The sequence below is a fragment of the Paenibacillus oryzae genome (assembly GCF_001675045.1).
GTDB classification, from domain to species: Bacteria; Bacillota; Bacilli; order Paenibacillales; family Paenibacillaceae; genus Pristimantibacillus; species Pristimantibacillus oryzae.
This window is the reverse complement of the sequence record NZ_LYPA01000064.1, coordinates 208,761-230,680: the sequence shown is the minus strand read 5'-3', so window position 1 is coordinate 230,680 and position 21,920 is coordinate 208,761. Positions and strand designations below refer to the sequence as shown.

The window sequence follows — 21,920 nt, the reverse complement described above, 5'->3', positions numbered from 1 at the left end:
CGGGCCGGATCGGCCCGCTTTTTAATGCCCCTTTATTTTCATGCAAAAGTATTTTGACAAAAAGCAACGGAGCGCGTAACATCGAGAGAGAGAAAAAGGGAGCGCTTTCTGGCTTGTAAATTGTAATTTATCCATTTTGTCCCTGGTAGGAGGTTCATTATGTCATTTATGGGAAACCTGCAGCAGTTGGGCCGGGCTTTTATGCTGCCAATGATCGTATTACCGGCAGCCGCGGTGTTTCTCAGCCTGAGCCAACTGCCGTGGGATTACATAGGTTTGCCCGACATGTCCCAGCATTTGCGCGCCGCAAGCGATGTTATATTTTTATATTTACCGTATATATTTGCAGTAGGGATAGCTTTAGGCATGACGGGAAATGCGCTTTCCGCCGGACTTGCTTCGCTAGTAGGAATGTTTATCTACAGCGGCATTACAAGCTCGGCCAATCCTGATATCGAAACAACCGTATTAATCGGAGCCATAATCGGCATCGCCTCAGGGATGAGCCACGAACGGTTTAAGGATCTAAGACTGCCGGAATATATTCAATTTTTTGGCGGCCCGAGATTTGTGCCGCTTTTTATGAGCGTAATGTCGCTCCTGTTTGCCATCGGAATGATTAATTTTGCTCCCCAACTGGAGCATTTGCTTATTGCGCTTGGAAAGCTGACGGAAGAAAGCGGCGGTTTTGGTGTTTTTTTATTTGGCTTTATTCAAAGAATTCTCGTAATTTTCGGGCTGCATCATTTGGTAAGCCACGTTTTCTGGTTTCAGATCGGAGGTTACGAAACGGCGGCTGGAAATATTGTCTATGGCGATCTGCCTCGTTTCTTTGCCGGCGATCCAACGGCGGGCTCTTATATGGCGGGGTTATATCCCACCATGATGTTTGCATTACCCGCTATCGCGTTTGCCATTATTCATGAGGCGCGCGAGGATTTAAAGCCCAAAATCCGCAAAACGTTTCTTTATGCGGCGTTGGCCTCCTTTTTAACCGGAGTGACGGAGCCGGTGGAGTTTGCATTCCTGTTTGTCGCTCCGTATCTGTATATCGTGCACGCTATTTTGTCCGGCATTATTATGTGGGTTACCTATGAGCTAGGCATTTTGCACGGCTTTTCATTTTCAGCAGGAGCAATTGATTATTTGCTCAATCAGCATTTGGCTACCCGTGGCTGGCTGATCCTTCCCATTGGCATCGTCGTCAGCGTGTTGTATTACACCTTGTTCCGATGGGCCATTCGCAGATTCCGCATTCCGACGCCTGGACGCGAGGAGGGCTCGCAGCTGGATGAATGGGCGGGCGACATTCCTTACCGCGCCCCTCTTATTCTGCAGGCCATCGGCGGCAAGCAAAATATTGTCCAGATGGAATCTTGCATTACGCGTCTTCGGCTAAAGCTGGCTAATGAGCGCGTATTGGACATTAACGCCTTGCGCAGCTTGGGCGCGGCCGGCGTCATACAGCTTGGCGGGGGACATGTGCAGGTTGTTTTCGGAACTTATTCAGAATTGATTCGGGCGGAAATGCTGAAGGCGATACAGCGCGATCAGGAGCAGGTGTTGTTCCACTCGCCTATGCAAGGGCGCATGATTCCGCTGGAGGAAGTGCCAGACCCCATTTTTTCGGGCAAGCTGGTTGGGCAAGGGGTTGCTTTCCTCCCGGATAGGGGGGAGCTGGTTTCCCCTGTAAAAGGGACAATTATGCATATCTATCCTACGATGCACGCGCTCGGCATCCGAACGCCGGAGGGACTTGAGGTGCTGCTGCACATCGGGATTGATACGTCCGGGCTAGCTGGAAAAGGGTATTTCGAGGCGATGGTTGGCGAAGGCGACGAGGTCACCCCCGGCATGCTGCTAGTGCGTTTTAATTTGCAGCGCATTCGCAAGGAAAGCAAATCGCTGGCAACGCCCATGGTTATTACAAATCCCGATATGGTGCAGTCCTGGCGGTATGCGCCGTTTAAAGCGGTCAAAAAGGGACAGTCCTCGGTCATGTCTGTTGTACTTAAAGAGAGAAACAGTGGAGGGGAAAGAAAATGATTACAGGGATTGGAGCTTCGCCGGGTATAGCGATCGGCAAAGCGTTTGTGCTGCCGAACTGGGAATGGGAGGTGCCCGAGCAGCGAATCGATGTGGCTGATTTCGCCAGAGAGTTTGAACGGGTCTATGAGGGCATCCGAACATCCAAACACGAAATTCAGCAAATCAGAGATGAGCTGTGCGAGGTGGTCGGACGGGAAGAATCCCATATTTTCGATGCGCATATCGCCATTTTGGACGATCCTGTTTTCATGAATGAAATTCAAGGCATTATTCAACGGCAATACAAAGCGGCCGAGGTTGCCGTCAAGGAAGCGATAGATCATTTCGTCACCATGTTTGATTTGCTTGATGACGATTATATGAAGGAGCGCGCGCTGGATATCAAGGATGTTGGCAACCGGCTGCTCAAGCATCTGCTGGGAGTTCCCGAAATCAAGCTGCCGTCGGATACGCAGCCGTTTATTCTCATTGCAAAGGAGCTGTCTCCTTCCCAGCTGGTCAATACTAATTCCGATCATGTATTAGGTATCGTGACGCTTGCGGGCAGCACAACCTCCCATACTTCCATCATGGCGCGCGCGCTTGGCATTCCGCTGGTTGTTGGCGTAGAGGCCGCCTTAAAGGAGCCGATAACAACGGGACAGTCATTAATCATCAACGGTACGGACGGGGCGGTCTATATTGAGCCCGATCAGGATACCATCTCTTTTTACAGGCAGCTCCAGCAACGGCAGAGCGATGACAAGCGGCGGCTTCAGCATTTGGTGAACACCCCTTCGATTACGCCGGACGGAAAAGCGCTAAGGCTGGATGCCAATATCAGCTCCCTGAAAGAGCTGGATATTGCTTTGGCCGGAGGGGCGGCGGGCGTTGGGTTGTTCCGCACCGAATTTCTGTACATGGACCGCAATCGCTTTCCGAAGGAAGAGGAGCAGTTAGCTGTCTACCGCAGCGTGGCGGAAAAGCTGGGCGGGGAAAATCTGGTCATTCGCACGCTGGACATTGGCGGCGATAAACATCTGGATTATTTCCAGCACCCGGAAGAGGATAACCCTTTTATGGGATACCGCGCCATTCGAATTTCGCTGGATCGAAAGGATTTGTTCAAGACGCAGCTTCGCGCTATATTGCGAGCAAGCGCTTATGGAAATATTAAGCTGATGTATCCGCTAATTACATCAGTAGATGAGGTGCGGGCTGCCAACGAAGTGTTGGCCGAGGCCAAAAGCGAGCTGGATGCGGAAGGTCTGGATTATGACAGGGATGTTGAGGTCGGTATTATGATTGAGGTGCCAGCGGCTGTTATGATTGCGGATTTGCTGGCATGTGAGGTTGATTTTTTCAGTATCGGAACAAATGATTTAGTGCAATTTACACTGGCTGTAGACCGGATGAACGAGGAGATTTCACATCTGTATGAGCCGTTTCATCCCGCTTTGCTTCGGATGCTGAAGCTGACAGTGGATGCTGCAAAGGCGCAAGGCATTCGGGTTGGCGTATGCGGCGAATTGGCGGGGGATATGCGAGCTTTACCGTTATGGCTCAGTCTGGATGTGGACGGGCTCAGCATGTCGGCGCATTCCATTCTGCCGATGAAAGAAAGAGTACTGCTGACTGAACGCAAGGCATGCAGCGGAATTGGGGAAAAGCTTCAGCGCTGCCGCACTAGCCGCGAGCTGATCGCGGAGCTGCAAATCTTTATGGATAAGTTGGATGAAAAAACAGCGAATGGTTAACCCATTCGCTGTTCCAGCGCATCAACAAACGCTTTGGCATAAGGCGGCAGATCGGGCGGGCGGCGGGCTGAAATCAGATTGCCGTCCACAACAACTGCTTCGTCGTACCAGGCTGCTCCTGCATTCTCCATATCATCACGGATGCCAGGTGTTGAGGTAACCCTTCTGCCCTCCAAAATTTTGGCGGAAATCAATACCCAGCCTGCGTGGCAGATTTGACCGATCGGTTTATCCTGCGCATTCAGCTCCTGAACAAGCTGAAGCACTTTGGGATAACGCCGCAGCTTGTCCGGCGCCCAGCCTCCCGGCACCAGAAGCCCGGCGATATCGCTGCTTGAAACCTCGTCGAAGGACAAATCGGCAACGGCAGGCACGCCATATTTGCCAATATGGGTTTTCCCTTTTTGCGGCCCTGCATACAATACAGTTGCTCCGGCTTCCCTGACCCGATAAACGGGATACCACAGCTCCAGATCCTCAAATTCATCATCCAGCAGGCAGATGACGGTTTTGTTCTGCAACGTCATGCTCCAATTCCTCCTAAAGTGAGTGTTTTTTTAAAAGAGCTTCAATAAAAGAGAGCAAAATCCATACGATCGTATTAATAAATCCTACAAATTCATTGTAACGAAGGAGCTATCATGAAGCAAATCCATAAAGCCGCTAGCAGAGATTGGCTACGGCGCGCGGCTCGATTTATTCCCGCCTTCATCTGGATGGGCGTCATCTTTTGGTTGTCTTCTCGCACAGGAGATGAAATCGGCAGCGTGCTGCCATTGTTCCAGAAGCTGTTTCCATTTATGACGGACTTTAACTGGGGCCATTTTGTTGCCTATTTTATATTGGCTGCGGCTTTTGATTACGGCTTTGGCCGGCGCAGCGACCGGATTGTTTTCAAGCTTCTGATTATACTGCTTTGCGGTTTATACGGGGTGACGGACGAATATCATCAGCAGTTTGTTGGTGGAAGGCTGATGGACGCCGCTGATCTTCGCAATGATATGATCGGAGCCGCCATCTGGTGTCTTTTTGTATCCGTTCCGTTCGTAAGGACACGGTGGAGACGTTGGACGGAGAAGGAAAAACGGTCTTTTTAAGGGTCGGATTGTAGCAAAAATTACATACGTCAGACAAGCAGGAGTTTTGGCAAAAAAGGTCGAATAATTTACTCTGTCTCATTATGCACATGTAAGAATGGATAGCGTTACCACGCTATTAGAAGGATAGGAGTGGACCCACTTGCGGAAAAAATGCAATTGCGGAGAAATGATGACCATGAAGCTGCGTACGGTCATTTACTCCGGCAAAGTTGAAATTGATAACGTACCAATCTTCTCCTGCCAATCATGCAGCAGAAGCGAAGTCATTCCTGAAGTCAAGCCGGATCTGACCGGACTGATTGCCGGACTTGGTTCTGAGCCGGGAAAACAGACCTTCCTGTTTAATGAATGCAATGAATGGGCAGATTTGTTAGTGGAGGCCAAGGTAAACAAAGTCCGTCCCGAAACGCAAGACGTTGAGGAGCTTATCACTCACCGGATCAATGCGCTGCTGGACATGTACTTATTGGCTCAAAGCCTGAACGACGAGACATGGCTGGCGGATTTGAAAAAACGGCTGGGGCAGTTAAGCCGCCGCCAGTTGCATACATAGGCCTTTTTCCACTTATATAGCAGCCTTTACAGGTTGATTTGGATTCATCTGGCTTGCGCCGTTTTCATTCCATTTTCACGGTAACATTGCGAAAAGTAATAATTTGTCGTATGATTACGTTAATATGCGTCGAGCGATAGATTAAAAATCTGAGCAAATGGGGAGAGAATCCGTGACGGTAACAATTTATGATGTAGCAAGAGAAGCAGGTGTATCCATGGCTACGGTTTCCCGGGTCGTCAACAACAACCCCAATGTGAAGCCGGCTACCCGAAAAAAGGTTTATGAAGCAATCGAGCGTCTCGGCTATCGCCCCAATGCGGTTGCCCGTGGTCTCGCAAGCAAAAAAACCACGACGGTTGGCGTCGTTATTCCCGACATTTCCAACGCTATTTTCGCGGAAGTTGCGCGTGGTATAGAAGATATTGCCAATATGTATCACTATAATATTATTTTGTGCAATGCCGACAAGAAAAAGGATAAGGAAATCCGCGTCATTAACACGCTCCTGGAGAAGCAGGTAGACGGCTTGCTCTTTATGGGCGGAGCCGTGACGGAGGATCATGTTGGCGCGTTCAAAAGCGCTAATGTTCCTATCGTGCTTTGCGCGACAAGCGATGACCATAATGTCATTCCTTCCGTGGACATTAACCATGAAGCGGCTGCTTATGATGCCGTAATGAAGCTGATTGATCAGGGCCACCGCAAAATCGCAATGATAAGCGGCACTCTTCAGGACCCTTCTAACGGTTATGCCAGATTCCAAGGCTATAAAAGCGCATTGGAATCCGCAGGCATTGCTTATGATGAAAGCCTGGTTCGAATTGGCAACTACCGTTATGAATCCGGCGTGGAAGCCATGAAATATTTTATTGAGCTGCCTGAGCGCCCGACTGCGGTTTTTTCCGCAACGGACGAAATGGCGATTGGCGCCATTCATTGCATTCAGGATTCAGGTCTGCAGGTGCCTGGCGACATTTCCATTATTAGCGTGGACAATAGCCGGATGGCCTCCATGGTCCGTCCTCAATTGACTGCGGTAGCACAGCCAATGTACGATATTGGCGCTGTTTCCATGCGTCTTTTGACCAAATTGATGAAAAAAGAAAATGTAGAGCAATCCAAGGTTGTATTGCCGCATGAAATAGTGGTTCGCCAGTCAGTTGGAGGCATTTAGGCAACATGTCCAATCAGAAAATCGGTATCATCGGCGCTATGAATGAAGAAATCGAGCTGCTGCATCAGCAGGTCAAAAAGGCGTCGCATTTTGTAAAAGCAGGCATTTCGTTTTATGAAGGCCATTTTTACGGCAAGGACGTTATTTTCTGTAAATCTGGTGTTGGAAAAGTTAACGCGGCTGTTTGTACGCAAGCCATGCTGGATGCGGGAGCAACCAGCATATTGTTTACAGGAGTTGCGGGAGCGCTGGACCCCAAGCTTGCTATTGGGGACATCGTTATTTCCTCAAGCTGCATTCAGCATGATGTTGACGTGACGCCGCTAGGCTTTAAGCGTGGCGAAATTCCATATCAGGCCCGTTCTGAATATGTTGCTGACAAAACATTGGTACGGCTGGCGCAGGAGGCAGGAGAAAACTTGTTTACCGGCCGCTGCCTGGTTGGAAAGGTATTATCGGGCGATCAATTTATCGCCAGCAGAAGCGTTGTGGATGAGCTGTATCGTACTTTCGGCGGAGCTTGCGCCGAGATGGAAGGCGCCGCAGTCGCCCAGGTATGCGATATGAATGAAACGCCTTTTGTCGTCATTCGCTCCATGTCGGACAAGGCGGATGGTTCAGCACATGTTAACTTTGCGGAATTTACTATACAAGCCTCGGAGCATTCATTCCTGATGATTCAGGAAATCGTTAAAGGCTTATAAACGGGCTTCAAAAAGTCCGTTTTATCGTATCGAAAGAGACTGTCCGAAAAGTCAAGCGGAAGTAATAATGATTCAGCAGAGAGGACCGGAGGGAAAAGGGTGTCTTGAGGGCGAGTTTTTTTGTCCGCTTTTATCCACTAAAAAATTGGATCAAAATAAAGTGGACAAAAATGTTTGAGCTTCCAAGACACCCTTTTTCGGTAGGTACCGGTTTGCTGAATCATTATTCACCGTAACAGACTTTTCGGGCAGTCTCTTTCTTTTTGCCGTTAAAGGTCTTGAATGGCAATTGCCAGCATGGAACGGTTGGCTTCGGTTATTTGCTCGCGTCTAGGTATAGCGGGAATGTCCTTTTTTTCGTCGAGCCAATAACGGGGCAGAGGAAACGGGCTGCGCATCCTCCAGCGCTTCAGCCAGCCGCCTGGCAGCCTCAGCTTTTTATGGTTTGCGATTTCCCGTGCCAGTTTGTGATCGGTCATCTCCAGCCAAACCATTGACCAGGCGCGCGGTACTACGCGCCAGTGGTCGTATCCGCCTCCTCCTACGGCAATCCAGCGGCCTTGGCAATGGTCATGGGCTAATTGATGAATAAGGGCAGGTATGCGCGAATAAATGTTCATGCTGCAATGAATATGAGACAATGGATCAAAGGCGTGGGCATCACAGCCGTGTTGGCTCAAAATGACATCGGGCTGAAAGCTGGCCACGACCTTCCTCAAGCTGCCCTCAAAGCATTCCAGCCACGAATCATCCTCGGTGTAAGGCTCCAGAGGGAGATTGACACAGCTGCCAAATCCTTTATCCGTTCCTTTTTCATAAACATATCCCGTTCCGGGAAACAGAAATTTTCCCGTTTCATGAATGGAATAGGTGCAAACCTCGGGATCGTCGTAAAAGCACCACTGAACGCCGTCGCCATGATGAACGTCCGTGTCGATGTACAAAACCTTTGCCTTGTAGTGGTGCCGAATGTAGGCTATAGCTATGGCCGCATCGTTATAGACGCAAAACCCCGCAGCACGATCCGGAAAGGCATGATGTAGCCCGCCGGCCATATGGTAGGCATGCTGAACCTTGCCGCTCATAACAGCTGCTGCGGCGGATACGGTGCCCGACACGATGCTGGAGGCAGCTCCATGCAGGCCAGGGAAAAAAGGGGTATCGTCCCCATCCTGAAGCCCGAATTGCTCGCTTAACACGCTTTTGCTGCGGGGATCGGCTTCATTGTCGAGTTGCTTGACTGCTTGTATATAATCCGTTCGATGGGCGAGAGCTAGCAGCTCGTCGCTAGCTTCAACGTCAGGCTCCCTTATTTCCTCATCCTTTAGGGCGCCGGCTTCCTTTAACAGGTCTATGCTCAACATTAACCTGACAGGATCAAAGGGATGTTCCTCGTTAAATTTATAAGCTTCCGCAGCACGATGATGAAAGAAATAAGCATTCCCATTCATAGAGTCCTCAAGTCCTTTCCCGCCTGGAGCGGTTTCATATCAGTACATGTAGCGGTTACGGAAGCGTACGCTGTCAAACTGCTGGATGGAGTCCAACGGCACTTCCTTGCCAATGCGAACCATTAAACAGTTAGCGGGATGGGAGCAGATTTCAGGGTCGTCCGTGGCGTACCAGATCATGCCGGCGGATTTCATCAGCTTTTCCATCATGGAGCGGTAATCCCAGACGTTCAGCCCGGTCCCCTCCAAATCCCAATGCCAATAATATTCCGTTGTAAAAACGATCATGTTTTCCAGCTGTTCCTTGTCGAAAGCAAGGGAAATCATTTTTTTACCCAAGCTAAGCGAGCGGTAGTCCTTAGCTACCTCTACGGCCCCAAGCTCCAGCAAATCCGTCATGCCGCCTTCTGACCAGCGCTCAAGCTCATCCGGATAATGAAACGTGACATATCCCACAATGGTTGCCCCGTTGCGCGCGATAATGATTCTTCCCTCCGGTAGCCCGGCAATTTCAATCAAGGCTTCATGCTGCTCCGCGGGACGGCGGAATGCGTGGAGGGAAGGATGCATTTCATAGGCAGCCAGCTGCTCCGGCGGTACTGGACCTTCAAGAACGAGCGAGCCGCTATTTCTGTCCGGCAGCTCTATCTGTTGATAATACTTGCGGTGCTCCATATCACAGTTGCCCCTTTCATAAGGAGTTAAAACCGTAGTGAAAATGAATTTAATTGTGCTATAATGGGGTAGGCAATTTTGTAAGCGCATACTCTTTTCTGATCACAATAGGAATGGATAGGAGAGTGAATCCATGGTCAACTTGCATCAGGAACGTATACCGGCAACAGCAGCAAACAGTCATCTCAAGCAATACGACGAAGCAGTGGCTTCCTTCTCTTGGGAGGAAGTTGAAAAGCAGTTCAGTTGGCATACCACAGGCAAGGTGAACATGGCTTACGAGGCGATTGACCGCCACGTGGAAGCCGGAAAAGGCGATAAAGCAGCCCTTCATTACAGCGATGGCGTACGTGATGAAACGTACACCTTCCGCGATTTGGCGAAATTGTCTAACCGCTTCGCCAATGTGCTGGGCAAGCTTGGCATAACAATGGGCGAGCGGGTATTCATTTTTATGCCGCGAACGCCGGAGCTGTATGCCAGCGTGCTTGGAGCGCTAAAGATTGGCGCTGTTGTTGGCCCGCTGTTTGAAGCCTTTATGGAAACAGCGGTGAAGGACCGGCTGCAGGATAGCGGCGCAGTCGCTATCGTAACCACTCCCGCGCTGCTGCCTCGCATTAAGAGGGAGGAGCTGCCTCTTTTGAAGCATATTATTGTGTATGGCGGTGATATACCGGAGGATTCCGGTTTAATCAGCTACAAGGATGCAGTCAACGAAGCGTCCGATCAAGCCGATATCGTATGGCTTGACCGGGAAGACGGTCTTATTCTCCATTATACATCAGGCTCCACCGGCAAGCCAAAGGGTGTTTTTCATGTCCAGAATGCAATGGTTCAACATTATTATACCGGCCGCATTGTGCTGGACCTGCGTGAAGATGATGTTTATTGGTGCACAGCGGATCCCGGCTGGGTAACAGGCACCTCATACGGTATTTTTGCTCCTTGGCTGAATGCTGTAACGATGGTCGTGCGGGGAGGACGCTTCAGCCCTGGCGACTGGTACGGCGTCATTCAAAAATACGGCGTCACGGTATGGTACAGCGCGCCAACGGCTTTCCGCATGCTGATGGGAGCGGGCGATCATCTGGTCAAAGACTATGATCTCTCAAGCCTTCGTCATGTGCTTAGCGTTGGAGAACCGCTTAATCCGGAGGTTGTGCGCTGGGGACTTAAAGTATATGGGCAGCGCATTCATGATACCTGGTGGATGACGGAAACCGGCGCGCAGCTTATTTGCAATTATCCCGCCATGGATATTAAACCAGGCTCTATGGGCAAGCCGATTCCCGGCGTAAAAGCCGCTATTATCGACGACGGGGGCAATGTCCTGCCGCCTTACCGGATGGGCAATTTGGCAATAGCGGTGCCCTGGCCGTCCATGATGCGCAAAGTGTGGAACAACGAAAGCAAATATAGCGAATATTTCAGGATCAAGGGCTGGTATGTATCCGGCGATTCCGCTTATATGGACGAAGACGGCTATTTCTGGTTTCAAGGCCGCATAGACGACGTTATCAATACGTCGGGGGAGAGGGTTGGACCGTTTGAGGTCGAAAGCAAGCTGGTTGAGCATCCCGCTGTGGCGGAGGCAGGGGTTATCGGTAAGCCCGACCCCGTGCGGGGAGAGATTATCAAAGCGTTTATCGCGCTTAGAGAAGGCTTCCAGCCCTCCGAGGAGTTAAAGAAGGACATATCATCCTTTGTCAAAGCGGGTTTGTCCGCTCATGCCGCTCCGCGGGAAATTGAGTTTAAGGATAAGCTGCCGAAAACGCGCAGCGGCAAAATTATGCGTCGCGTGCTTAAAGCATGGGAGCTTGACTTGCCGACTGGAGATTTGTCCACAATCGAGGATTAAAGGACGTACAAGACAAGGATAGGGAGTAGAGCGCGGACTGAGTGAAAGCGGTGAAAGCGACCTGGAGCAAAAGTCCGCAACAGTAGTTCAACAATGTAAAAATGTAAAAAAACCACGCTCCCAGCTATACGCTACAAAAAAAGCCTCAATCTCCGCGTTCAGTGGAGATTGAGGCTTTTTCATACGCTATTCATGCGCCGCTTAGGGAAAATCGTCAAGGCGGAGATTAGCCGCCAATGACGATTTTAGCCGAAGGCGTTGAGGCGCCTGCGCTATTTTCAGCTACGATATAATACGCTCCCGATATCATAGGCGACGCATGCTCAAAGCTGGTTTGACTGGTGGAAGCCAGCTTGACGTAATGGCTGTCGTTAGCAGCGCTGTAGTAAACACTGTATTGAACGACTTGGTCCGAAACGGGATTGGATGCCCAGCTCAGAGTAACGCCAAGATCGGTGCTTTCCGCGTGCAGGCCGCTTGGCGCTCCCGGAGCCGTTACGGCCTCCGAACCTCCGGAATTGTTTTCACCACCGGCGTTGCCGCCGCCGTCATTGCCCGGCGATCCAGGAATACCCGGTATTTCAGGCAGCTCAGGTATTTCAGGAACAATTGGCGAAGCGCCGTATTCCATACCTGGAGTTGATCCTGACTCCTTGCCGACTACATCAACCGCAGCGACATAATAGGAGGTTTTTTCAAGCGGAGAAGCGGTTACTTTGAATACATATTCTCCGTCTAGCAGGATGGAATCGCCCGTTTTGGCAAATGGCCCGCCGTTAACGGAACGATAAAGTCTGTAGCCTACAACATCCGGCGAGCTGCTTCCGGTAAAGGTGATCGTCAAATTGCCTTCTCCAGCCACAGTCAGCTTGGCATCATTTGGCGGTGCAGGATTCGCTCCGTCGTCCTTGCGCGGATCGGTCTTGGACGGCGCATCGTTGCCTGCATCTGCCGGCAAATAAATTTCCATTGAACGGCGATCTTTGCCCGGCAGCTTGGATTGGGCCTGCTTAATCTCATCCATCAGCTCGTCAAGCGGTTTTTTGCGCTTGATAACGACCTTTTCCTTGAGCATATCAGCCGGGGTCAGCTCATTTGGCACATAGTTAACGCCTTCGTACGTAATATAAGCCATTTTGACCAAAGCGTCGTCCTGTTTTTTAGGCAGATATTGCTTATTAAACCAGTCGGTAACTGTCATGCCGGCTTCTCTCGTCAAGGCTGTAGGCAGAAGTCCGCTGGCAGACGATACAGTTGCTTTGACGATTCCATCGGGCTGAGGGAACGCCTCGGTGGCGAATATTTCCGGTTTTTGCTCCGATACCTGGTTCATAATGAGCGCCCAAATGGAGCGGGCTCTTGTTCGTCCGTCATTGGACAAAGCATTGATTTGCTCCTCGTAGCCAGCCCATACGCCAAGGGTAACGTCTGGAGAGAAGCCAACGAACCAGACGTCGCCATAGCTTTGGGTTGTGCCCGTTTTGCCGGCAATCGGTATTTTTCCGTATTGCTTAAACTGCTTGGTCAAGGAATTGCCTGTTCCGGAACGATCCGAAATGACGGTCCGAAGCATATCCGTCATCAAAAAGGCCGTTTGCTCCGAAAATACCTGCTTTGGATTATCTTTATGCTCGTATACGATTTTACCGTTGGCATCGGTAATTTTTTCAATCATATAGGCATCGTTTAAGACGCCGCCGTTTGGTATTGCACCGTAGGCATTGGTCATTTCCTCAACGGAAACGCCCTGTCGCAAGCCGCCGATAACGCCGGTTTGAGCACCTTCGTCCTCAGGCGTCAGCGTAGTAATGCCAAGGCTTCTGACAAAATCCAGAGCAACCGGAATCGTTAATTCCTCGTTGAAAATTTTAAGAGCGGGCAAATTCATTGATTTGTTAAGCGCTTCGCGCGCTGTCACAAGTCCGGCGAATTTGCGGTTAACGTTCATTGGTATATGATAGCCTTTTTGGCCGTCCTTCAGAACAACGGGCGCGTCGTCCAAAATGCTGGCCGGCTGCACAAGCCCTTTGTCGATAGCGGGTAAATATGCCGCTAGCGTCTTCATGGCTGAGCCTGGCTGGCGAATCATTTGTGTCGCAAAATTCATCTGCTCTTCGTAAAAATCGCGGCCCTCCAGCATGCTGATAATAGCGCCGCTTTTGTGGTCGATCATCATGGCGGCAATTTGCTCCAGCCCTTTGGTTTCGCTGTAAGGGGAGAAATTGTCCGGGTTGCTGCCGATTTCCCTCATGATGCTGTAGACCTGCTTGTCAATGGTCGTATAAACATGGTACCCGCCGCGAAGAAGCTGGTCTCGGGCTTCCTCGATCAGCTGCGAATTTTCCTTCTTGCGCAGATCGGCCTTTGTCATCTCCGGATTTTGCTGCAGCAGCAAAGCTTCCGCCGCCTGGCGCTCCGCTTCCAGCATGAGATATGGATAGGTCGTATACGCTTTTTCGGCTGGCGGAGCCAGTGAAGCCTTCAGATCGAATTTCGTGGCTTCATCATACTGCGCCTGCGTGATTCGTCCTTTGGCCAGCATTTGGGTCAGCACCCGCTGCTGCCGCTTCATGGCCCGCTCGAAGCCGGCTTCATTAAACTTGCCGGAGCCTGTAAACGCATTGTACAGGGAAGGCAGCTGCGGCAAACCTGCCAAATAGGCGGATTGCGCAACATTCAGCTGCTTCAGGTCGGTGATGCCGAAAATGCCCTTTGCCGCAGCTTGAATGCCAAATACCTGATAGCCGTTGGAGCCGTTGCCAAACGGCATTTTGTTCAAGTAAGCAGCCAATATTTCTTCCTTTGTTAAAAATCGCTCCATCCGCAAGGAAAGGAAAATTTCTTTTATTTTACGGCTATCCGTCTGATCAAGACTTAGAAAGACACGACGCGCAAGCTGCTGGGTAAGCGTGCTTCCGCCCGTTTGCGTATCTTCATTAAAGAGCTTTTGCTTGACAGCCCGGCCCAAGCCGTTGATGCTAACGCCGCTATGTTCAAAAAACTCGTTGTCCTCAATCGCCAGCAAGGCGTCAATGACGTTTTGCGGGATGTCGTCGTATTCAACGACAATGCGGTCTTCATCCGTACGAAGCTGTCCCACAAGAGAGTCGTCACGGAAATAGACATACCCGGTCATGGAATATTCGCCGACTTTATTTTGAATTTCCGCTTCTGGCCGGATTTCCTCATCCTTGACGAGCGCGGCGACATACCCCGTTACCGCTCCGCCCGCCAGCAAGCCGAAGAATATTCCGAAATAAATAATCCACTTTACAGTGATAAATGAAATCAGTCCAAATAGCCGCCACTTGCTGTATGGTTTGGGCGGTGATTGCTGTTCCTCTTGCATTCTTTAGTCTCCTCCTCCAAAATAGCATTTTTATTATAGCATAAATCGCCAAATGGTACATGAGCGGCGCTTCACAGGAACAATTGACTTCCGGTAGGGCCTATGGTATAAAAGTCTATATATTTAAGGCGATGAAGGACATCAGTAGGAAGCGTGACGTTAAAGCCCAGAGAGCCGGTGGTTGGTGCGAACCGGCTGGCGCCGCTTGTTGAATTACCGTCCAGAGCCAAACGGAGGAACGGGGCCGGCCCCTCAGTAGTCCGTTTCGGAGTGAAGCTCCGTTATCAAGCAACGAAGTGAGAGCGCGTCGATTCCAATAAGTATGTGTTCAGAAAGGTCATGTGTCGTGATCAAAAATGGACTTTTTGAACTATCTTAGCTGGCTCAGACATGTCTCTAACGAGGGTGGTACCGCGAGCTAATCCTTCTCGTCCCTTGGGGCTGGAAGGATTTTTTGTGTTTTCGCAAGACTGCTTCAGCACGTATTTTATTATTGGACGCATGAAAGGGAGGAAAAGTTTTATGGCAGAGTGGAAAGAGTTGACGCCTGAGCAGCAGGCAGAGGTGGAAAGGCAGCTGGATACGCTGAAAAGAGGCGCTGTTGAAATAGTGCCGGAGGAAGCGTTGAAGGAGAAGCTGATCAAATCGATTAGCAAGGGACAACCGTTGAAGGTTAAGCTGGGACTGGACCCTTCGGCGCCGGACATTCACGTCGGACATACCGTCGTTCTGCACAAGCTGCGCCAGTTTCAGGAATTGGGACATGAGGTGCAGCTGCTGATTGGCGACTTTACGGGCCAAATCGGCGATCCTACGGGCAAGTCGGAGACGCGGAAGCAGCTTACTCCCGAGGATGTCAAACGAAATGCGGAGACCTACCAGAAGCAAATATTTAAAATTTTGGATGAGGAAAAAACGAAGCTGTTTTTCAACTCCCATTGGCTGGCGCCTATGCAATTTGCGGACGTTGTTACACTCGCGGCTAAATTAACGGTTGCCCGAATGCTGGAAAGAGATGATTTTACCAAACGCTATACCAACGGGCTTCCTATAAGCATCCATGAATTTTTCTACCCGCTGATGCAAGGTTATGATTCCGTGGCGATGGATAGCGATGTGGAGCTTGGCGGAACGGATCAGAAATTCAACCTGCTGATGGGCCGCACTCTTCAGAAGGAATATGGCAAGGAAGCCCAGGTTGCAATTACGATGCCGCTGCTGGAAGGGCTTGACGGAGTAAACAAGATGAGCAAAAGCTTGGGCAACTACATCGGAATCGACGAAGATGCAGGCCAGATTTACGGTAAATCAATGTCGATTCCTGACGAGTTTATGCTTAAATATTATGAGCTGGTTACCGATATCGGCAAGGAGGAGCTTGCCGCGCTGAAGGCGGGGCTGGAAAACGGCAGCGTCCATCCTCGCGATGCCAAGATGGCGCTTGCTCATTCCTTCGTCCGTATGTACCATGGGCAAGAGGAAGCGGAAGCCGCCCAGCAAAATTTCATTACCGTTTTCCAGAAACGGGCGTTGCCGGAGGACATCGAGGAGGTCACCGTGCCTGCGGAGGAGCTTGCGAACGGTAGTATTAAGCTGGCGAGGCTGCTTGTGATATTGGGCTTGCAATCGTCGGCAAGCGAAGCAAGACGCAGCATTCAACAGGGCGCTGTACGTATTAATGAAGAAAAATGGAGTGATCCTGCCGCTGACGTGACGCCGCAAGCCGGCGACGTGCTGCAGGTGGGCAAACGCAAATTCGTCAAGCTTGTATTATAGAGCTTGTTCAAAACGTCTCCCTCATAGCTTTGGACGGTTCTGTCGAAATTCGGCAGTTATTATTGAAACCTTTTTCACGCTATAGCGTAAATAATAAGGAAATGATAGCAGGTTATGGATGATACATGTGAAGGAGGAGGAAGATGGAAGGCCTGTATATGGCGTGTTTGATCGGTGGAGTTGTTTATGCTCTAGTCAGCGTCATTTTCGGCGATTTGCTGGACGGCATTTTTGACTTCTTGTCGTTGGATTTTCTACAGCCGATGACGCTGGTGGGAGGAATCACGGTGTTTGGCGGTGCCGGCGTAATGCTCTCCCGCTATACATCGCTGGGAGCTTGGCCCGTCGGTTTGATTTCGCTGCTCATAGCCGTTGTTGCGGGCATAGCCGTCTTCTTCCTGTATGTGAAGCCAATGGAGAATAGCGAAAATTCGATTGGCTTTACCATGCAGTCGCTGTCTGGAGCATTGGGCGATGTCACAGTCCCCATCCCTGCAGCAGGCTACGGCGAGGTATTGGTCAAAGTTGGCGCCGGCCATACCAACCAGATTGCCGCAAGCTTCGACAACAAAGAAATTCCTTCCTCGGCCCGTGTTGTCGTGGTGGAAGTGAAGGACAGCGTGCTTTACGTATCGGAAATCGACCTGAACGTCTAAGGGCGGCCGGTCCGGCCATCTCGGATTTGTTTCCGTTACCCGGACTGGCAGCCCGTACATGAAAGGAGATATGGTATGGGAGACATTGAGTGGTTGTCAATTCCAATTATTGTTGTTGCTGTGCTGGTTGTATTGGGTCTGGCGTTTTGGGCCAGATACAAAACGGTTAGCCCCGATGAGGCGATGCTGATTACGGGATCGTTTCTGGGGAGCCGCAATACGCTGGTTGACGAATCTGGCCGTAAAGTAAAAATTATCCGGGGCGGCGGCGCATTTATTTTGCCGGTTTTCCAAAAAGCGGAGTTTCTATCCTTGCTTTCCCATAAACTGGACGTTTCCACTCCCGAGGTATACACGGAGCAAGGCGTTCCTGTCATGGCGGACGGCGTCGCGATTATTAAAATCGGGGGAGCCATCGATGATGTGGCGACAGCTGCGGAGCAATTTTTGGGCAAGCCTACGGAAGCGCTTAAAGGAGAAGCTCAGGAAGTGCTGGAGGGTCACCTGAGAGCCATTCTGGGCTCGATGACGGTAGAGGAGGTTTACCGGAACCGGGACAAGTTTGCGCAGGAGGTTCAGGGCGTAGCTGCGAAGGATCTGAAGAAGATGGGCCTGCAGATCGTTTCCTTTACAATCAAGGATTTGCGCGATAAGCATGGTTATCTGGACGCGCTGGGCAAACCGCGTATTGCAGCGGTAAAGCGCGACGCCGAAATTGCGGAAGCCGAAGCGGTGCGCGACGCGCGTATCCAAAAGGCGCATGCGGCGGAAGCGGGGCAAAAAGCGGAGCTGCTGCGCGATACCAATATAGCGGAAGCCGAAAAAGATAAAGAAATGAAGGTTGCTTCCTTTAAACGTGATCAGGATACGGCTAAAGCGGAAGCGGACCAGGCGTATTCCATTCAGGAAGCCCGCGCCAAACAAAGCGTGGTCGAGGAGCAAATGAAGGTTGAGCTGGTTCGCAAAGAGCGTGAAATCGATCTTGAAGCAAAAGAAATTTTGCGTCGCGAGAAGCAATACGACGCTGAGGTTAAGAAAAAAGCGGATGCCGACCGTTATGCGGTAGAGCAAGCGGCGGAAGCGAACAAAGCCAAGCAATTGCGTGAAGCCGACGCGCTTCAATACCGCATCGAAGCGGAAGCGAAGGCCCAAGCGGAGCAAAAGCGTCTGGAGGGTCTTGCGGTAGCGGACGCGGAGCGGGCCAAAGGTACGGCGGAAGCGGAAGTTATTCGTTTGCGCGGTCTTGCGGAAGCGGAAGCGAAGGAAAAGCTGGCGGATGCGTTTGCCAAGTTCGGAGAAGCGGCAGTCCTCGATATCATCGTCAAAATGCTGCCTGAGCTTGCTGGCAAGGTTGCTGAGCCGATCAGCTCCATTGACAAGCTGACAGTTGTGGATACCGGCAATGGGGAAGGGGCGGCTCGCCTGAGCAACTATGTCACTTCGCTTATGTCAACAGCGCCTGAAATGCTGAAGAGCGTATCCGGCATCGACGTCAATCAGCTCATTCAGGGGTTGACCTCCAAAGCGATTGCGCCTTCAAGCAAGGCGTCTGAAGCGCCGGCGCAAGCAAAGCCTGCAATAAGCGGGGAAGCAGCGGCTGCTATTGCCAGGAACATCAAAGCGCTGGATACGACAGATCCGGCTTGAACCTAAAGCTTTTTACAAATAAACAGCATGCCTGCCATGCTGTTTATTTGTTGTGGAAAAAAACGGGACTTTAGCACTAAAAAGATGTAGACGCACGGAGTGCAATCCGTGTCGGCTCATCCAGCGCAAGGCTAATGTGGGCAGTAACGATTAATCAAAAAAAACAACCTTGCATGTCCAAGACATGCAAGGTTGTTCTGGAATTTGGCTTAACGGCTGTAGAATTCGACGATTTGTTTCTCGTCGATCTCTTGCGTAAGCTCGGAGCGGTCTGGAAGGCGGATGTACTTGCCTTCAACAGCTTGCTCGTTGAATTCAATGTAGTTAGGAAGGTGATGACGAGCTTCAATTGCTTCTTTAACGGATTTCAGTGAGCGGCTGCGCTCGCGCAAGCTGATTACATCGCCTACGGAAACAGTGTAGGATGCGATATCAACTTTTTTGCCGTTTACTGTAATGTGTCCATGAGCAACGAGCTGACGCGCGCCTGCACGGGAGTTGGCAAATGCCAAACGGTATACAAGGTTGTCCAGACGGCTTTCCAGCAGGGCCAGGAAGTTTTCGCCGGCTTTACCTTTTTGCTTAGCCGCTTTGTCGTACAGGTTGCGGAATTGCTTCTCGTTCAAACCGTACATGTGGCGAAGCTTTTGTTTCTCTTGCAATTGAACGCCGTAACCGCTGATTTTTCTGCGTTGGTTAGGTCCATGTTGACCAGGAGGGAATGGGCGTTTCAAGTCTTTGCCTGTTCCGCTCAGGGAAATGCCGAGGCGGCGGCTTAATTTAAATTTAGGTCCAGTATAACGTGACATGTGTCTTATTAACTCCTTCATCAAAGTAAATTTTGAGAATGGGGTTGTGTTGCGCGGAATAACACTCTACGGACAATTGCTCGTCCCAAGCAAACACTTCAGCCGCTGGCTTGCTTGCGAGTCCTACTCCTGAGGGTGACACAAAACCGTACGCCCATATTTCCAACAACTTATATTATATGAAATTCAACAGAAATGTCAAGTGAATCCTGTGTAGCGACATAAAGGGGATTCAGCTTATATGTAAGAAAAATTGACAGCTTGAAGGGGAGAAAGCAAATGTTTAATGGCAATGACTAAAGGCAATATAGGCTGACGCGCCTAAAGTCCTATATAATTTGGATATTGCTAGTGCAAAATTCTTAAAAATAAAGTATGATACTGAATAGAAAAGCTTATCTCCCTGGTTATAAAGGAAAGGGTTGGACGCTGCATGGTTAATGAATGGAAGATGAATCATCCCATTTGGATTACCAATGAAGATATTCATGACGCGGACGAGCCTTATCTTCCGTCCTTGCTGGAAGAAAGCTTTCTTCAGTGGAAATCGGAAAATGACGAGCTGCCTGCTTTCAAAAGCGGGCTCTATCGATTATACAGCATATCGCTTCAATGTCACGGTGCTGCCGGCAGAATGGAGCTTGAAGCCAGTGCAGGCCTTGACGCTGTTGTGAACGAGGCTTTGAGGGCCGCATTGCGTAGCAATGAAACCCGCATTGCAGCGGTTGAGAACCTTCAAGCTTGCGCCATTCCTCTGCGAAGGCGGACCAATGATGGAATATTTGCGCTGCTGGCGTATGCCGCCGTCACCGACGCGGGGCTTCCGGCCGGCGAGCTGCAGTCTGGCGCACTTCATTTTCGAAGCTTGTTTTACCGAAGCTTTGAGCATCTTTATGTAAAGGAAATTATGGAGCAGCAAGAGAGGTCGGACCGTGAGGCAAGCCGCAGAGACGCCTTGTTCCTGACTGCCAAAAAGCTCTATGACCAGATCGACGCCACCAAGGTGCTTTCGGAAATGCTGCAAAGTCTCGAAGCGCTTTATCCGCAATCGCAAGTCAATTTGTTTCTTTCCCAGGATTACGTTGAAGGCGATCCCCGGGTTAAACCTCTTGTCTTCCGCAACACGGCGCATGATATCGTCGCCAAGGCGTTTCTGGACGGCAAGCCTGCAAGGGAGCATGACCGACATGGCAATATGCGCCTTGCGGTTCCGCTAACGGGAAAGCAGGCGGCGTATGGCGTTTTGTGCATTTCCATGGAAGCGGAGAAGTGGGATGAGACGAACCTGCCCGCATTTTTGCTGCTTGCCGATACTGCGGGCTCCGCGTTTGAAAACGCCAAGCTATACGAGCAGTCGAATTTGCTGATCAACGAGCTGAGGCTTATTAATGAAATGACCAAACGTCTTAACCAATCGTTGCGTCTGAAAGAAATTTTCCAGTTTGCAACCGATGAGCTCCTGACCATATTCGAAGCAGATTATTGCTGTGTATTGCAATTAGATAGAAGCAACGGGATTTTTGAAGTTAAGGCCAGCAATATCCCGGCCATGTCCAGAGAGGCGTTTTCTACGGAATACGGCTTTTGCGGCATCATTTATCGTACAAAGGAACCTTTAATTATTTCCGACTACTGGAATACAAGGGTTGTCACATCCAAGCTAATGGATAATACAGGCTCTCGTTCATTGATTGCCACGCCTATTTTTGTGGAAGGCGAGGTGGTGGGAGTTATATTTGTCGCCAACAAGGTTCCTAATTTTTTCTCCTACGAAAACTATAAGCTGCTGCAGGTTATGAGCACGCATATCGGACTCGCTGTCACCAATGCTTCTCTGCATGCGGAGGTGAGAAGAATGGTCATTACGGATAATTTGACGGGTCTGCATGCCAGACATTATCTGGATGAGCAAATTCAAAACAGGCTGCATAAAGATGCGTTTGGTTCGCTTATATTGGTGGATATTGATTATTTCAAGCAGGTAAACGATACGTTTGGCCACCAGGTGGGCGATCAGATATTAATTAAAGTTAGCGAAATTATTAAAAGTGTAATCCGCCAGGGGGACATAGCGGCGCGTTGGGGGGGCGAGGAGCTTGCAGTTTATTTGCCCGATGTGCGCAAGGAGCAGGCCCAGCTCATTGCAGAACGGATCAGGCAGAGGGTGCTTGAGGAAACGGAGCCGTCCGTAACCGTATCCTGCGGTGTTTCGGAATGGGCGCTGGATCATGAGAAGATCAGTGTTGAATCGCTGTTTTACAGGGCGGATATGGCCTTGTACGATGCCAAAAACAGAGGCAGAAACTGCATAATGGTTGGCTGACGCCCGAATCGCAATCCTGTAGCAGCAGGACATGCATGAAGGGCGTCTTTTTTTTGA

Annotated in this window: 16 protein-coding genes and 1 other annotated feature; of the genes, 11 read left to right on the top strand and 5 right to left on the bottom strand. The window is 50.3% G+C overall.

All coding sequences use genetic code 11. The features are described from left to right. The first annotated feature begins 159 nt into the window (after positions 1-159). Complete coding sequence (locus A7K91_RS14940; RefSeq protein ID WP_068684070.1) at positions 160-2,046, top strand: glucose PTS transporter subunit IIA; 1,887 nt, start codon at positions 160-162, stop codon at positions 2,044-2,046. Then, complete coding sequence (ptsP, locus tag A7K91_RS14935) at positions 2,043-3,785, top strand: phosphoenolpyruvate--protein phosphotransferase (protein WP_068684068.1); 1,743 nt, start codon at positions 2,043-2,045, stop codon at positions 3,783-3,785. Before A7K91_RS14940 ends, ptsP begins: the two co-directional genes overlap by 4 nt. Here the strand turns inward: ptsP and A7K91_RS14930 are convergent. Continuing rightward, positions 3,782-4,312, bottom strand: coding sequence for a type 1 glutamine amidotransferase domain-containing protein (locus A7K91_RS14930; protein ID WP_068684066.1), 531 nt, complete (start codon positions 4,310-4,312; stop codon positions 3,782-3,784). The two genes, ptsP and A7K91_RS14930, sit on opposite strands and share 4 nt — an antisense overlap. Positions 4,313-4,426: 114 nt before the next feature. Here A7K91_RS14930 and A7K91_RS14925 point away from each other — a divergent pair, with 114 nt between their 5' ends. From A7K91_RS14925 to A7K91_RS14910, 4 genes are all read left to right on the top strand, one after another. Next, positions 4,427-4,882, top strand: a complete 456-nt coding sequence (locus tag A7K91_RS14925; RefSeq protein WP_068684064.1) for a VanZ family protein — start codon at positions 4,427-4,429, stop codon at positions 4,880-4,882. Between the two features lie 178 nt (positions 4,883-5,060). Beyond that, complete coding sequence (locus A7K91_RS14920) at positions 5,061-5,438, top strand: hypothetical protein (protein ID WP_342671738.1); 378 nt, start codon at positions 5,061-5,063, stop codon at positions 5,436-5,438. Positions 5,439-5,610: 172 nt separating this feature from the next. Continuing rightward, positions 5,611-6,615: a catabolite control protein A gene (gene ccpA / locus A7K91_RS14915; protein WP_068684060.1), complete on the top strand. Its 1,005-nt coding sequence runs from the start codon at positions 5,611-5,613 to the stop codon at positions 6,613-6,615. Between the two features lie 5 nt (positions 6,616-6,620). Next, positions 6,621-7,319 carry a 5'-methylthioadenosine/adenosylhomocysteine nucleosidase gene (locus A7K91_RS14910; protein ID WP_068684059.1) on the top strand — a complete coding sequence of 233 codons (699 nt, stop codon included), beginning with the start codon at positions 6,621-6,623 and terminating at the stop codon, positions 7,317-7,319. Positions 7,320-7,588: 269 nt separating this feature from the next. Here A7K91_RS14910 and A7K91_RS14905 read toward each other — a convergent pair whose 3' ends face one another. Continuing rightward, complete coding sequence (locus tag A7K91_RS14905) at positions 7,589-8,770, bottom strand: acetoin utilization protein AcuC (protein ID WP_068684058.1); 1,182 nt, start codon at positions 8,768-8,770, stop codon at positions 7,589-7,591. A gap of 39 nt (positions 8,771-8,809) precedes the next feature. Beyond that, on the bottom strand, positions 8,810-9,445 hold the full coding sequence (locus A7K91_RS14900; protein WP_068684057.1) for a GNAT family N-acetyltransferase: 636 nt from the start codon (positions 9,443-9,445) through the stop codon (positions 8,810-8,812). 133 nt (positions 9,446-9,578) lie between these two features. On the opposite strand from A7K91_RS14900, the gene acsA reads away from it, so the two are divergent. After that, positions 9,579-11,303, top strand: a complete 1,725-nt coding sequence (gene acsA / locus A7K91_RS14895; protein WP_068684056.1) for an acetate--CoA ligase — start codon at positions 9,579-9,581, stop codon at positions 11,301-11,303. A gap of 226 nt (positions 11,304-11,529) precedes the next feature. Here the strand turns inward: acsA and A7K91_RS14890 are convergent, their stop codons facing one another. Next, complete coding sequence (locus A7K91_RS14890; RefSeq protein ID WP_068684055.1) at positions 11,530-14,652, bottom strand: transglycosylase domain-containing protein; 3,123 nt, start codon at positions 14,650-14,652, stop codon at positions 11,530-11,532. Between the two features lie 122 nt (positions 14,653-14,774). Next, positions 14,775-15,091, top strand: a binding site (T-box leader). Positions 15,092-15,174: 83 nt separating this feature from the next. Between A7K91_RS14890 and tyrS the strand changes: the two genes are divergently transcribed. The 3 genes from tyrS to A7K91_RS14875 all read left to right on the top strand — a co-directional run bounded on the left by tyrS (position 15,175) and on the right by A7K91_RS14875 (position 18,731). Continuing rightward, on the top strand, positions 15,175-16,428 hold the full coding sequence (tyrS, locus tag A7K91_RS14885; protein WP_082967470.1) for a tyrosine--tRNA ligase: 1,254 nt from the start codon (positions 15,175-15,177) through the stop codon (positions 16,426-16,428). A 143-nt stretch (positions 16,429-16,571) separates the two neighbouring features. Next, positions 16,572-17,084 (top strand): NfeD family membrane protein, encoded by a 513-nt coding sequence (locus tag A7K91_RS14880; protein ID WP_068684053.1) that lies wholly within the window; start codon positions 16,572-16,574, stop codon positions 17,082-17,084. Positions 17,085-17,159: 75 nt separating this feature from the next. Then, positions 17,160-18,731 carry a flotillin lipid rafts scaffold protein FloT gene (locus A7K91_RS14875; RefSeq protein ID WP_068684051.1) on the top strand — a complete coding sequence of 524 codons (1,572 nt, stop codon included), beginning with the start codon at positions 17,160-17,162 and terminating at the stop codon, positions 18,729-18,731. Between the two features lie 209 nt (positions 18,732-18,940). Here A7K91_RS14875 and rpsD read toward each other — a convergent pair whose 3' ends face one another. Next, the gene (gene rpsD / locus A7K91_RS14870; protein ID WP_068684048.1) at positions 18,941-19,540 is read right to left on the bottom strand and encodes a 30S ribosomal protein S4; all 600 of its coding nucleotides are present in this window, start codon (positions 19,538-19,540) and stop codon (positions 18,941-18,943) included. 433 nt (positions 19,541-19,973) lie between these two features. On the opposite strand from rpsD, the gene A7K91_RS14865 reads away from it, so the two are divergent. Next, positions 19,974-21,863 carry a sensor domain-containing diguanylate cyclase gene (locus A7K91_RS14865; RefSeq protein WP_068684047.1) on the top strand — a complete coding sequence of 630 codons (1,890 nt, stop codon included), beginning with the start codon at positions 19,974-19,976 and terminating at the stop codon, positions 21,861-21,863. Positions 21,864-21,920 lie beyond the last annotated feature (57 nt).

Excerpts from the sequence above, each read along its gene's own strand:
- rpsD (WP_068684048.1), bottom strand. The coding sequence starts at position 19,540 with ATGTCACGTTATACTGGACCTAAATTTAAATTAAGCCGCCGCCTCGGC.
- ptsP (WP_068684068.1), top strand. The coding sequence starts at position 2,043 with ATGATTACAGGGATTGGAGCTTCGCCGGGTATAGCGATCGGCAAAGCG.
- A7K91_RS14920 (WP_342671738.1), top strand. The coding sequence starts at position 5,061 with ATGAAGCTGCGTACGGTCATTTACTCCGGCAAAGTTGAAATTGATAAC.
- A7K91_RS14865 (WP_068684047.1), top strand. The coding sequence starts at position 19,974 with ATGGTTAATGAATGGAAGATGAATCATCCCATTTGGATTACCAATGAA.
- A7K91_RS14880 (WP_068684053.1), top strand. The coding sequence starts at position 16,572 with ATGGAAGGCCTGTATATGGCGTGTTTGATCGGTGGAGTTGTTTATGCT.
- tyrS (WP_082967470.1), top strand. The coding sequence starts at position 15,175 with ATGGCAGAGTGGAAAGAGTTGACGCCTGAGCAGCAGGCAGAGGTGGAA.
- A7K91_RS14875 (WP_068684051.1), top strand. The coding sequence starts at position 17,160 with ATGGGAGACATTGAGTGGTTGTCAATTCCAATTATTGTTGTTGCTGTG.
- A7K91_RS14930 (WP_068684066.1), bottom strand. The coding sequence starts at position 4,312 with ATGACGTTGCAGAACAAAACCGTCATCTGCCTGCTGGATGATGAATTT.
- A7K91_RS14905 (WP_068684058.1), bottom strand. The coding sequence starts at position 8,770 with ATGAATGGGAATGCTTATTTCTTTCATCATCGTGCTGCGGAAGCTTAT.
- A7K91_RS14910 (WP_068684059.1), top strand. The coding sequence starts at position 6,621 with ATGTCCAATCAGAAAATCGGTATCATCGGCGCTATGAATGAAGAAATC.
- A7K91_RS14900 (WP_068684057.1), bottom strand. The coding sequence starts at position 9,445 with ATGGAGCACCGCAAGTATTATCAACAGATAGAGCTGCCGGACAGAAAT.
- A7K91_RS14940 (WP_068684070.1), top strand. The coding sequence starts at position 160 with ATGTCATTTATGGGAAACCTGCAGCAGTTGGGCCGGGCTTTTATGCTG.
- A7K91_RS14890 (WP_068684055.1), bottom strand. The coding sequence starts at position 14,652 with ATGCAAGAGGAACAGCAATCACCGCCCAAACCATACAGCAAGTGGCGG.
- acsA (WP_068684056.1), top strand. The coding sequence starts at position 9,579 with ATGGTCAACTTGCATCAGGAACGTATACCGGCAACAGCAGCAAACAGT.
- A7K91_RS14925 (WP_068684064.1), top strand. The coding sequence starts at position 4,427 with ATGAAGCAAATCCATAAAGCCGCTAGCAGAGATTGGCTACGGCGCGCG.